Source organism: Rufibacter latericius (assembly GCF_003721515.1).
Taxonomy (GTDB): domain Bacteria; phylum Bacteroidota; class Bacteroidia; order Cytophagales; family Hymenobacteraceae; genus Nibribacter; species Nibribacter latericius.
The window spans coordinates 411,294-424,421 of record NZ_RJJD01000015.1 but is presented as its reverse complement, the minus strand read 5'-3'; the positions used below and the strand labels follow the sequence as shown (position 1 = coordinate 424,421).

Below are 13,128 nucleotides of genomic sequence, written 5' to 3'. Positions count from 1 at the left end.
GTAATCTTAAGGATGACAGAATCCAGGCGTTTCCCGCAAATTACGTTTAAAGCCTGTTTTCTGTAAAATGGCCCAAAAAAGGCTGAAAACAAAAAAGCGCAGCTCTGTTGAACTGCGCTTTCTATTATCAAGTGAATTAAGCCTGAACGCCTTCTTTCAAACGCTCGGCGTTCTCTGCGATACGAAGCTGCTCTACAAACTCGTCAATGTTACCGTCTACCACGCTGGGCAGGTTGTACACGGTCAGCCCGATGCGGTGATCGGTTACGCGGCCTTGTGGGTAGTTGTAGGTTCTGATTTTATCTGAGCGGTCGCCGCCGCCCACCATGCTCTTGCGCTGGGCGCCTTCGGCTTCGTTTTTCTTGGCTAGCTCAATCTCGTAGATACGGGAACGCAACACGGCCAGGGCTTTGTCAAAGTTCTTGAGCTGCGACTTTTGGTCCTGGCACTGGGCCACAATACCGGTTGGAATGTGCGTTAAGCGTACGGCAGAATACGTGGTGTTCACCGACTGACCACCTGGGCCTGAAGACATGAAAAGGTCCTTCCGGATGTCGTTCATGTTCAGTTCCACGTCCAGTTCTTCTACTTCCGGCAGAACTACGACAGAAGCAACAGAGGTGTGGATACGTCCGGCCGTTTCGGTGGCAGGTACGCGCTGTACGCGGTGCACGCCAGACTCAAACTTCAGCTTGCCGTATACGTCTTCGCCTTTGATGCCTACAATTACCTCTTTGTAACCACCGGCGGTGCCTTCCATCACGTCAATCACCTCCATTTTCCAGCCCTGCTTCTCCGCGAAACGGCTGTACATGCGGTACAGGTCACCGGCGAAAAGAGAGGCTTCATCGCCACCGGCACCCGCTCTGATCTCCATGATAATGTCTTTGCTGTCGTCTGGGTCTGTGGGGATCAGCATTTCTTTGATGCGTTCCTCCATCTCGTTGCGCTGCGGCAACAGCTCATCCAGTTCTTCTTTGGCCATCTCCCGGAAATCTTCGTCTTTCTCCGTAGCGATCACCTCTTTGGTATGCTCAATGTTGCTGAGCAGCAGCTTGTAACGCTCGTACTCGGCCACGATCTTCTCTAGGTCCTTGAACTCTTTGTTCAGGGACTTATATCTTTTCAGGTCACTGGCAACATCTGGTTGGATGAGTTGCTCATTAACCTCTTCAAACCGCTGTTTTATGGCTTCCAGTTTATCTAACATCTTCTGCTTTACTTAATTCAGGCCGCAAAGATATGAAATTTCCGGCGCATTTGTTTCTGTGGGTTTAAGGCTTGTTTTGGGGAAAAGAGTTCAAAACCAACTCCATTATTTCACCTGCATCTCTGCCCCGGTTCTGCCCAACTGCCCCCCTGAGGTAAGACCTTCTACCACGGCGCGGTACGTGGTTTTGGAATCAGAACTGAAAAATGAGAAGGAAGCGCGGCCATTCGCATCGGTTACTACGGTTGGGCTCCAGAAAAGGGTGGTGCGCAAATCGGGCAGTTCTACTTCAGAAGGTTTGTCATAGTGCGGCATGTAGAACTCGCGGGCAATCTGGGAATGAACCCCTGTGTAGGCTGCCACCCCTTGGTAACGAGTGTTGTCAGGGGGCGTGGTATTGTCTCCTTTTTTCAGGAGGACGGAGATTACCCCATTACTGCCTTGTGAACCGTAAATGGCCGAAGAAGCCCCGGGTTTGAGAATATCAATGGCCTCCACTTCAGAAAGGGAAATAGTCTTGATATAGTCAACGTCTATGGGCATACCGTTCAGCAGAAACAGCGGAGTGCCACCAGCCATTGAAGTTCCACCGCCCCGCATGGTAATATTGCCACCATTTACCAACATCCCGGCCACGCGCCCCTGTAAAGCTGAAATGATATCCATAGACGGAGGCAGCGCAGAAGCATTGATGGTTTGGTCCGGTTGATTGTAAAAACCACCTCGGCGCAATTCATCCAGCCTTTGGTCTTTTTTAGCCCTGATCTCTACCGCACTAAGCAAAATACTTTTACCGGCCAGTTGGTCTAATCTAAGCTGATCGCGGTTACTTCTGAGATACGCCAAGGTGGTTTGGGAAAGCAGAGCAGGGGGCAAATACGGTACTTGCGGGGAAATCGCCGTAATAGGCAGCCCTTTGTCCAGCCTTACTTCCAACGCACTTTTCCCCTTGGCTGTGCGGGCTTGCACCACTACTTTGGAACTGTCATCTAACCCCATTACCCCAAACGAGAATTTCCCTTCGGCATCAGTGGTGTCTATGAGAAAAGCGTGTGAGGTACGGTAGCCTAAAAAGGTCACAATGGCGCCGGGCTCAGGCTTACCAAAAAGCTTTAGAACGGTACCAGTGACTGCCAGACTTTGCTCCACCGGAAACGGCAGTGACATTTTCTTGTCTTGCAGCAGGTCTTTCCAGGCAAACCGGCGCCAGCCTTGGGTGAGCATCAGGTTATCCAAAGCCAATGTTGCCTCCGGCTCCTGTGATGAAAAGTAGTAGTCTGGTTGCTCTATATACCCCCGCAGGTCTGAGGTTAGCAGGAGGTTAGACAGAAGGTTGGCGGCGTTAAGTTCCGGGCTCACTTTTTGGACATCGGTGACGGAAACAGAGAAATGCCCTGACACCGGTGTGCCTTCGGCCGTTTTAGCCTGCAACTGCATGGTTACTTTCTCCCTTGGCTTGTAGTCAGGCTTGTCTGGGGTAAGCGTGAGTTGCAGTTGGTCATGGCGGTTAGAGAAAACCAGGCGCTCTGCCAAGGGCTCTCCGGCGTTGGAGAACAGCGTGAACTGCACTACCCCGGTAGGCAGCTTTTCTTTGGGAATATTGATAAGAAACACATCTTTGGCCGCCGCTGCGTGGGCACTGAAATAAACCGTTCCCCGGCTTTGGGCCACCACACTGATAGATTTGGGGCGGCTATCCGCACTTTTATAGCCAACTATGTACGCTTTTAACTGAACGTTGCTCGGCTTGCTGTTGTCAACGCTCACCACTATCCCTTTTTCACGCGCAGCCGGTAGAGGGTATATAACTTCCGTGTCTCCTGTGTTGTTCAGAACGGCCACGTAGGTCTTGCCGGGCTGTGGTATAAACCCAAAACGGCCCATCCCAAATTTGTGGCTTTGGAAATCGACTACCTTTTTGCCGGTTCCATCATATACACTGCCTTGCACCTCTTTGCCCCATCCGTTTACATCTACGGCTTTGAAGCCAACCGTACTCCACATGTTATAGACCAACTCACCGCCCTCGGGAAAGAACTGCAGATCTGTTTTCTCAGCTGCAGGAGGGATTTTGAAATTGCGCCGGACCTGCTCTGTTCCTTCTTTCAAACTTAGCCACAACTGAGCATTTTGTCGGGCCTCTCCACTTGGTAAGTAGAACCTGTAGTGTGCATTCCCCTGGCTATTGGTCTCGCCTTTGTGCCGGCCCGATACTTTTTTGCCAGCTTGGGCATAAAAGATGACGGCCCGTTGCGCCAAAGGTTCTTCCCGAAGGTTTTTAAGTGATACATCGGCGTACACAGAGTCTCCGGTGCCGTACCGTTTAAAGGCGAACTTCACTGACGGCACCAGGTCTGCTACCCTCGGGTTGAAAATCTGCAGGTTCTGATGGAAGAAATACGCCTCGTCAAAGTTCTGCATCCAGCTGGTGTAGGCCCGCAGCCGGTATTGCCCATCAGGAATGGTGTCTTCCAGCGCGAAGTCTCCGTGCCCCATTCCGTTTTTCATGTCCACCACCACGCGCTTGTAGATGGAATCTTCCGCCGACACCAGATCTACGTACAGGACTTTGCTCCACAGGCTGGGTTCATGCGAAGAGGCATTCACCAGATACGCCTTAAACCAGATATCCTCGCCGGCCGCATAATAAGGCTTGTCCAGGTGCAGGTACACTTTCTCCTGCGGATAGGCCTTCCCGAAACGCTGGAATTGGGCAATAATCTCTTTGATCCCGATATCAAATCGTCCCTTTTTGGAATTGAAAGCGAAAATACCGCCCAAAACTAAAAGCAAAAGACAGGGGATTAGTAATTTTCTTGGGGGCATGAGGAAGGTAAAGGATAGTAGATTGAATAGGAATACAGGATATACTCCTAAATATAATCAAATCACGGAATACCCACCAACTAGATATAGAGCTTTTTCTATGCTTTATCCACCCTACCCTGGTTAGCTCAATTGTTTCGTTTCCGTTTACCGGCCCTTTTCTGTAAAACGGTCCTGAAGCGCTGGATCCGTCCCCTGAAATTTGGTGGCTGTTACTTGCGTTAACCCCATAGCTTTTCCAGAAACTGCAAGGCATTTCCGTAGCTGAGAGCCGCCAGTTGCTCCTGCGAAAACTGCCCCGCTAGTTCTTGTAAGATAACCGGGTATTGCGCCGCGTTTCGGTGTTGCAAGTGGAAGTACGACTCGCCACCCGCCATCATCCCGGACTCTTGGAAGAAATCGGCCCCGAAGCAAAGGGCTTCCGGCGCGTGTTCAAAGCCGTAGGTTATGTGCTTTAACAGAGTTTCGGGCTTGTCTGGATCTACAAACTTCTTCAGGAAGTTCATCCCGATGAGTCCTTTGCGCCGCACTACTTCCTGCACCAGTTCTGTAGGCAGATTTCGGGCCTCTTGATGCACTTCCCTGAAATTAGAATGGCTGGCGATGACGGGGATATCTAAATTATGACGGTCAATAAATTGGAGCAAATCATAGGCTGCAGCGTCTGAGGTATGAGCCAAATCAACGGCGATGCGCTTGCCGCTCAGGTACCTCAGCAATTCCTCGCCATCCGGTTTCAGCCCGATGCCGGGAGTGAAGTTTCCGCCGGAGAATCGGTTCTCCTCTGCATGCGTCAACCCGATGTACAGCACCGGACCGGCCAAACGAATGATCTCCTCCAATCTAGAAAAGGCCAACTCAAGCGGTTCGTCTTCCTCGCAAAGCCCCGAGGCATTCTCAATAGCCGCCACTAGGGCCACGCGGTCTCCGTGCAGCACCTGGTTTTGGAGGTCTTTTAAGCAAAGCGGGGCAAAAACGTCTTGGTTCGGCAGTAGGCTTTCCCGGAACAGTTTGGCCTGTTGCAGGGTGAAATTCGCGCTGCCGGGTTCTGTTGGCGTGAAGAAAGCCATGGTCTGCAGCCGCACGTTCCCGGCCTGCAGATGCGGAATGGCGCACCCGATTATGTCTACATCCATGGCCGTAGCGCCCGGAATATAGGCCAGGTAACCGGTAAGGTCGCAGTGCAGGTCAATGATGGGCAGGCGGGTAGCTTCCAAATGGTGGTTGAATGAAGGAGTGATGGCGTGAATACGTGTTTAAAAACAAATCTGACAGCGAGTTTACGAAGAACCGATGGGGCACCCGCCGCAAAGCCGGATTTTTTTACCGATTTTTGCAAAAACATTCTTAAAACGTGCGCCGTCTCTGGGCGTACTTCTCAGTTTATGACTAATCTTCCTTCTATACTCTTACACGCAGGCAAAGAACACTCCCTGAAGCGTTTCCACCCGTGGGTTTTCTCGGGCGCGATCAAAAAGATTGAGGGCGATGTGCAGGAAGGCGACATCGTGGCGGTGTACACCAACCGGCGTGAGTTCCTGGGCATTGGGCACTACCAGCCGGGCTCTATTGCTGTGCGCATCTTCTCCTTCGAGGAAGTAGAACCCGATTACGCCTTCTGGAAAAGCCGGGTACAGCGCGCCGTGGACTACCGCCGCGAGCAGGGCTTCCTGGACACCCCTGATACCGATGTCTACCGCCTGGTTTTCGCCGAGGGCGATAGTTTGCCGGGTCTCATTATTGATGTCTATGGCAATACCGCCGTGTTGCAGGCCCACAACGTAGGAATGTTCCACGTGCGACAACACATCGCGCAGGCGTTGGTGGAAGTATATGAGGGGAAACTAACCGCTGTGTACGACAAAAGCGCCGAGACCTTGCCGGGTAAAGGCACCGCCCAGGGCCAGAACGGCTATCTCATAGGGGAAACGCCCACGCCGCACGTGGTCACCGAGAACGGAAACAAGTTTCTGGTAGACTGGGTGACCGGCCAGAAAACCGGCTTCTTCATTGACCAGCGCGAGAACCGCCAGCTCTTGGCGCATTACTCCAAAGGCAAAACCGTGCTCAACACCTTCTGCTACACCGGGGGCTTCTCCATCTACGCGCTAAACGCCGGGGCTACCGCTGTGCACTCGGTGGATGTCTCCAAGAAAGCCATCGACTTAACGGACCAGAACGCCGCCCTGAACAACCGCCAGGATCGCCACGAAGCCTACGCTATGGATACCTTTGATTTCATGAAGGGCCGCGAGAACCTGTATGATGTCATTGTGCTGGACCCACCTGCTTTCGCCAAGAGCCAGAAAGTTCGTCACAATGCACTCATGGGCTACAAACGCCTGAACGCCGAAGCCATCCAGAAGATAAAACCGGGCGGCATCATCTTCACGTTCTCGTGTTCGGGCGTGGTAGACAAATACCTTTTTGCCAGCACCGTCATGGCCGCCGCCATTGAAGCAGGCCGTAACGTGAAAGTCATGCACCACCTTTCCCAGCCCGCCGATCACCCGATCAGCATCTTTCACCCGGAAGGCGAGTACCTGAAAGGTTTGGTGCTGTACGTGGAATAGAAGATCAGAAATAAACAGCCTAAAGCAGAAATCCCCGGACATCTTGAATGCGCCGGGGATTTCTGCTTTAGAGCTGATTTTATGAAAAAGGCCAATAAACGGCTGGCAGTTCTACTGATTTCCCAGCGTAAAAAGGCCTTCCACATTCTCCGGTTTCAAGACCTCATCCAGGCTCATCCTGATGCGCCATTCTTTGGGGTAGTGGTTGTTGACGCGGTTCTGGAGTTTTTTGCCCCAGCCCAGGGCCACGCCGTTGAACTGGACCAGCACCCAGCCGTTAGCCGAGTCCTCCAGGACTACATCTTCGCGGTGCAGGAACTTGAGGGCTGTGGGGAAATCTACCTCGGCGCGGGGGAAAGCATCGGCTGAAATATGTTGGGAAAGCGCCAGCGCAGGCAGTGGCTTGGCGTTGTTTTTCATGACCTCGGCCACTTCAATGCCGCCGTAGACCACGCGCAGGTTCTCGTAGAGTTGCTCCAGTTCCAGCATCCAGGCTTTAGGCAAGGCGCGCAGGGTTTCTTTGTGCTTCACCAGTTCCCAGCTTTGCGGCTCTTTTAGCCAATCCTGCACCAAAGCTTTCTCCTGCTTAGAAGCCAGTACCAGGAAAGGTCGTTTGCTCTTCTTGAAAGGCCGCGCCTCATCGCCATCGGTTTTGCGCACGGCGGCCAGAAAGAAACCTTCGCCCTGGGTACGGTGCGGGTAGAAGCGGTAGCCGTGCATGCCTTCCAGTTCGGTCTCGGTGATGCCCCAGTCAGGTTGCAGTTGCAGGGTGACCGTTTCGGCATCTTGTTGCTTGGATAGCCAGGCGAGGTTTTCTTCGTTTTCTTCTAAGTTGTAGGTGCAGGTGCTGTAGATGAGCACGCCGCCGGGTTTCAGGGCGTTCCAGACATCCATCAGTATGCGGCGCTGGCGCTCTGAGCAGAGTTTCACGTTGGCCTCTGACCATTCGTTCATGGCGTCTGGGTCTTTGCGGAACATGCCCTCGCCGGAGCAGGGGGCGTCTACCACTAGCACATCGAAGAAGCCGGTCAGCTGCCCGATGTGGCTGGGGTCATTGTTTGTGACTACCACGTTGCCCGAGCCCCATTTCTGGATGTTCTCGGCCAGGATATTTGCTCTTGGTTTGATGACTTCGTTGGCGACCAGCAGACTTTCGAGGGAAAGCAAAGAGGCGATGTGCGTGGATTTTCCGCCGGGAGCTCCACACAAATCCAATACTGCCAGTGGTTCGCTTAGGTCAACGCTCTGCTTCAAAGCCTGCTCCAGGAACATGGAACTGGCTTCCTGTACGTAGTACGCGCCGCCGTGGAACATGGGGTCTAAGGTGAAGCTGGGCCGGGCCGATAGGTAGAACCCAGTCTCGGTCCAGGGCACCGGCGGCAAACTGGTAGGCAGCGCCATCTTGGCCTGGTTCACCCGGATGCTGGTGGGCGACGGCTGGGCCAGGGCCTCGGTAAAGGCAGGATAGGCATCGCCTAACTGCGTCTGCATGCGGGTCTGGAAGGAGGCGGGAAGGGCTAGGCTCATAACAACGGTGCCCGGGCTTAGGCCGAAGCTCCTGCAAAGATACTACTTCTGTTTTTGGCCTGTTTCGGAAAAATCAGCCTGAAAGGAGGCTATTCTCCTGCTAATATAGGCTCGCGGCGCGTGGTGATCTTAGCGGGTTTGCGCACCGTGCGGGTCTGGTACACGGGGTTGTCCACAAACGCCACTACTTTCAACGTCAGATCCAGGCCAGTGATGGTGCTGGGGTTCTCGAAGCCAAGGTACAGGTACCCGTCATCGGTTTTAGGCGTCTGGTTGATCAATACTTTGCCGTAATCAGAGAGCACGTCTTTGCCGCTGGCCACGCCATAGGGTTTCCAGCCGTCTTGGTCTTCCTTGAACAGGTAGGCGTTGTTCCTGTTGAACAGGTGATAGCTGATGTACCCGCTGGACTTCACCTGCGGCAGCTGCGGCAACAGTCCCAACCCAAAAGCCACTAACGGATTGCTGCCCGTGAGCAGAGCAGTTGCACCTTTGGCCAGTGTCTTTCCGGTTTCCTGCAACGCCTGCACCGATTCCTGGCCTACGCCCACCCAGTACACCCAGTGTTTGGTTTTGGCGGGTAATTTAAAGCGCTCGGTGCTGCGGTTGTTGCTGGTAATGTTGGTGAGCGAAGCCAGCCGGAAAGTCTTGTCTACCACTGTCTCGGCTTTGAGATCATTCTTCACCAGCACTTTCTCAGTGGTCGTGGTCCAGGTGGTGTCGTGTACGGTGCGCCAGGCTACTAGCGTGTTGAAGTTCTGGGTGGCCTCGCTTTTAGGGATGCGGGTGAGCGTGAAATGGCTCTTGGTGCTGGTTTCAGACAGACTCTGCAGCGTGATGGTGTACACCGATTTCTGCGGCACCGTGAGGCGAAGGTTGTGCAGCTTCTTGGTTTCCTCAATGTTGTACAGCGGCGAGGTAGAGAAATACTCCTGTACGGTAACTTTATAGCTGGTTTTAGTCTTATTGTCCAGATCCAGGACCAGCACATCTCCGGCCTGAAAAGCATACTGCAACTGGGTGGCCGGCTGCTTGGTGCCCGCTACCTGCAACTCCAGATCAGCGATTTTGAGGGGTTTTCCGGCCTGGGCCAAACCAACAGAAGAAAAAGAGAAAAGCAGCCCAACAAGAGCCAATGCAGCGCGAAGAAAATTGCCAGACATAGAGGAAGCAGAAGCCAAACCTGATTTGGGCGCAATTTACAAAAAACGCCTCATAATCAGGGTATAGCCTGTGGCAACTTCTTTCCTTTGCGCCTGAGACATCCGGCACAATTGCCTTCGTTCAGGCATGTTCAGGTAAAGAATCGTCCCAGCAGAAGAATCTTCACCTGAACAAACTATTCAAAGGGTTAATACCCGCCTAAAGGCTCTATCCACATTTTACGGGCGACGGCCTGCGCCGAGAAGCCTGTGACAGACTCCCGGTACCGTCCCCTGAACTGAACCGCTACCTGCTGCCCGTTCTGCAGCTCGCTTAAGCTAATGGTTTTTCCGTCCAGACCTACAATCTGGGTGACGGGCGTCACCAATACCACCGCCCGACTATACCTGGAGAACCGATCGGTGAAGCCTTCCACCAAAATGAGCATCTGTCCCTGGTTGTATTCCCGTTGGGTGATGGTGCCCCGCACGTCTACCCGTTGGGGCGAGAACCGGGGCCCGGTGTCAGGGGTGCTTTCCTGGGTTGTTTCCCCGGTGGCAGTATTGGCTGAGGTAGGAGCCGTTGCCTGGCAACTGATCAAAAAAAGGCTGGTGAGCAGGCTCAGCAGCAGTGGTCCCGTGAGGGTTTTTATCTTCTTCATGGTCTTGTACTTAACGTGAAATCTATGAACGGAAAAGAAGGGAAAACGGCTGACCGGGTAAAAACAAGCCGAGCCGTTTAGAGGCTTTTTTTAGAAAATCAGGGTAAAAACGGAGTATTTATACGATGGAAGTTGTTATCTCTGTATCCGCTTTGAAGCCGCTCATTCCTTACCTTTACCTGATTTCGCGGTGCGGAAAAATCAATCTTATGGCTAAAATCAAAACAGCATATTTCTGTCAGAGCTGCGGCGCGCAGTCGGCTAAATGGATAGGCCGGTGTCCGGCTTGTGGCGAGTGGAATACCTACGTAGAGGAAGTAGTGGCGCGCGAGGACGTGACGCCCACCACCGCCTGGAAAGTAGGCACCAGCAGCCAGCAGGTGGCCAGCAAACCCAAACCCATCGGGGAGATCACTTACTCAGAACAGGCCCGCGTGGTCACTGAAGACGCCGAACTGAACCGCGTGTTGGGCGGCGGCATCGTGCCCGGCTCCATGGTGCTGATCGGCGGTGAGCCGGGCATAGGCAAGTCCACGCTTATGCTGCAGATAGCCTTGAGTCTGCGCAGTCAGCGCGTGCTCTACATCTCTGGCGAGGAGAGCGAACAGCAGATCAAGATGCGGGCCGAGCGGCTGGGCGCCAAGCACCCCAACTGCTTTATCCTCACCGAGACCGGCACCCAGAACATCTTCAAGCAGATAGAGCAGCTCCAGCCCGATGTCCTGATCATTGACTCCATTCAGACGTTGCATTCTGCCTTTATTGAGAGCGGCGCGGGCAGCGTGGCCCAGGTGCGGGAGTGTACGGCAGAGCTGTTAAAGTTCGCTAAGGAAAGCGGCACGCCGGTGTTCCTTATCGGGCACATCACCAAGGAAGGCAACCTGGCCGGGCCCAAGATTCTGGAGCATATGGTAGACACCGTGCTGCAGTTTGAGGGTGACCGCCACATGACGTACCGCATCCTGCGCACCACCAAAAACCGATTCGGCTCTACTTCTGAGTTGGGTATCTATGAGATGCTGGGTACTGGCCTGCGCGAAGTGAGTAACCCGTCCGAAATCCTGATCTCGCAACGTGACGAGGCGTTCAGCGGCATCACCATTGGCGGCACCATGGAAGGCAATCGTCCGCTGCTCATTGAGGTGCAGAGTTTGGTGACGCCCGCCACATACGGTACACCGCAGCGCAGTACCACTGGCTATGATGCCAAACGTCTGAACATGTTGCTGGCGGTATTGGAGAAGCGTGGTGGCTTTAAACTGGGAATGCAGGACGTTTTCCTGAACATCGCCGGAGGTTTGAAAGTGGAAGATCCGGCTTTGGACCTGGCCATCTGCGCCGCGTTGCTTTCCTCTTTTGAGGATGTGGCCATTCCGCATACTACTTGTTTTGCCGCCGAGGTAGGCTTAGGGGGCGAGGTACGGGCCGTGCACCGTATTGAGCAACGAATTTCAGAAGCCGAGAAATTGGGTTTTCAGGATATTTTTATTTCTAAGTACAACAAAAAGGGAGTAGATTTCAGCAGGTTTAATATAAGGATTCATGCGGCAAGTAGGTTGGAAGAAGTCTTCAGCGGTTTGTTTGGATAATCTTTTTCTTTGAACTATTTTTATGAGAGCTGTCGTTAGGAAGCCATTGATGAATCCTGGATTTTATACTTTTTCAATTGCTATTCAAGATGTCTTTCCCTTTCAAAAAATTAGCACCTTCTTTAGTTCTGGGTCTGACGCTTTGCGTTAGTACTATTTCGGTTGGCTGGGCACAGGCCACGGTGACCATTACCGGCAAGATCAACAGCCCGGTAAGTGACAGCGTGCTGCTGGAGCTCTATACTGTGCCGGCCTCCTACTCCGGTGAATCGCACACGGTGGCGTTATCTAAAAACGGTGAGTTTACGCTCAAGGCTCCTTTAAATGAGCCTATGTTAGGTGAGTTGGTGCACGGCCCTGAGTCCATCATGTTGTACCTGCAGCCCGGCGACAACCTGGACGTGCGCGCCGATGCCGAAGATTTCATCTCCAGCTTGAAAATGAAAGGGGAAGGATTTGAAGAGAACAATTACCTGCTGCAGTTTGAACGCAAGTTTGAAGAAGAGGAAGACTACCAGGTCCTGCCAGACAACATCCACAAGCGCGAAAAGGACTTCCTGTTGTTCCTGGAAGAGCGGAAAGAAGACCAGCTTGATTTCCTGAAGAAGTTCCTGAAAAGCAACCAAGTGTCTGAGGCTTTCAAGGCCTATGCACAGGCTCAGATCGAGTTCGGCTATGCCAATGACCGGCTCACGTACGTAGATGTGCGCAAACGCGTGGGTGACTTGCCTCCCCAGCTTTCGGCGAACTACTATGATTTCCTGAAGCAGGTGAACCTCAACTTTCCCGGGGCCATCAGAAACCAGGCGTACTTAGATTTCCTGAACAACTATTTCCAGTTCAGGGCCCTTCAGCAGCAACCCAACAATCTGGAGCGTGATTATTACCCGGTGCTGTACGGCTTAGCCAAAAAAGAACTGCAGGGTACCGCCCGTGACATGATGCTGGCTCGTATCCTGTCGCAGGCTTTCCGGTTCGGGTACGTGCCCGACGCCGATGCCATGTACACCGATTACCAGAAAGAAGCCAAAGACGCCAACTTCCTCTCGTTTGTCCATGCGCAGTACAAGCAGTTCAGGAGAGTGGGATTGGGTACGCAAGCGCCGGCATTTACCCTATTATCTGCGAAGGGGGACAGCGTGTCTCTGAGCGATTTCAAAAATAAGATCGTGTACCTGGGTTTTTGGCGCACACACTGCGGAATCTGCACCGTTGACCAGCAAGCCTATAAGTATTTCGCTGAGCAGTTGGCGAGCAAGAATATTGTGTTGCTACAGGTAAGTGTGGGCGAAGACCTGAATACCTGGAAACAGAACATGGCACAGAAGAAACTGCCCGGCGTGCATCTGTACGCACCAGACTTGTCGGCCAAGATTCTGAAGGACTATGACGTGAAATCGTTTCCGGCGTATTTCATGATTTCCCCCGATGGTATCCTAATCAATACCAACGCCCGCAGGCCCGGACACGCAGAAGGAGCCCGCGAAACGGCTACGGCCATTGACCAATACCGGAACTCCTCCCGCAAGTAGCGTTTTTTGCGTACTTTTGCCTAAACAGGTTTAAAACACGAACAGGTGCTGTCTGCAGAGGATAGCA

At 53.0% G+C, this 13,128-nt stretch carries 9 protein-coding genes; 3 read left to right on the top strand and 6 right to left on the bottom strand.

Annotated elements, in window-relative coordinates; translation table 11 throughout:
• Positions 1-136: 136 nt before the first annotated feature.
• The 3 genes from prfA to EFB08_RS19245 form a co-directional block, all read right to left on the bottom strand.
• Positions 137-1,210: a peptide chain release factor 1 gene (gene prfA / locus EFB08_RS19255; protein WP_123128588.1), complete on the bottom strand. Its 1,074-nt coding sequence runs from the start codon at positions 1,208-1,210 to the stop codon at positions 137-139.
• Positions 1,211-1,315: 105 nt separating this feature from the next.
• Positions 1,316-4,003, bottom strand: coding sequence for a TonB-dependent receptor plug domain-containing protein (locus EFB08_RS19250; RefSeq protein ID WP_165864968.1), 2,688 nt, complete (start codon positions 4,001-4,003; stop codon positions 1,316-1,318).
• Positions 4,004-4,257: 254 nt separating this feature from the next.
• Positions 4,258-5,253: a dipeptidase gene (locus EFB08_RS19245; protein ID WP_123128586.1), complete on the bottom strand. Its 996-nt coding sequence runs from the start codon at positions 5,251-5,253 to the stop codon at positions 4,258-4,260.
• 168 nt (positions 5,254-5,421) lie between these two features.
• On the opposite strand from EFB08_RS19245, the gene EFB08_RS19240 reads away from it, so the two are divergent.
• Positions 5,422-6,609: a class I SAM-dependent rRNA methyltransferase gene (locus EFB08_RS19240; protein ID WP_123128585.1), complete on the top strand. Its 1,188-nt coding sequence runs from the start codon at positions 5,422-5,424 to the stop codon at positions 6,607-6,609.
• A gap of 111 nt (positions 6,610-6,720) precedes the next feature.
• On the opposite strand, the gene EFB08_RS19235 is transcribed toward EFB08_RS19240, so the two are convergent.
• The 3 genes from EFB08_RS19235 to EFB08_RS19225 form a co-directional block, all read right to left on the bottom strand.
• Positions 6,721-8,136: a methyltransferase RsmF C-terminal domain-like protein gene (locus tag EFB08_RS19235; RefSeq protein ID WP_123128584.1), complete on the bottom strand. Its 1,416-nt coding sequence runs from the start codon at positions 8,134-8,136 to the stop codon at positions 6,721-6,723.
• Between the two features lie 89 nt (positions 8,137-8,225).
• Positions 8,226-9,299, bottom strand: coding sequence for a hypothetical protein (locus EFB08_RS19230; RefSeq protein WP_123128583.1), 1,074 nt, complete (start codon positions 9,297-9,299; stop codon positions 8,226-8,228).
• Positions 9,300-9,487: 188 nt separating this feature from the next.
• Positions 9,488-9,940: a hypothetical protein gene (locus EFB08_RS19225; RefSeq protein ID WP_123128582.1), complete on the bottom strand. Its 453-nt coding sequence runs from the start codon at positions 9,938-9,940 to the stop codon at positions 9,488-9,490.
• Between the two features lie 209 nt (positions 9,941-10,149).
• On the opposite strand from EFB08_RS19225, the gene radA reads away from it, so the two are divergent.
• Both radA and EFB08_RS19215 read left to right on the top strand, forming a co-directional pair.
• A complete protein-coding gene (gene radA, locus EFB08_RS19220) occupies positions 10,150-11,529 on the top strand; it encodes a DNA repair protein RadA (protein ID WP_123128666.1) in 1,380 nt (459 codons plus the stop codon).
• An 89-nt stretch (positions 11,530-11,618) separates the two neighbouring features.
• On the top strand, positions 11,619-13,061 hold the full coding sequence (locus tag EFB08_RS19215) for a peroxiredoxin family protein (RefSeq protein WP_123128581.1): 1,443 nt from the start codon (positions 11,619-11,621) through the stop codon (positions 13,059-13,061).
• The last annotated feature ends 67 nt before the right edge of the window (positions 13,062-13,128 follow it).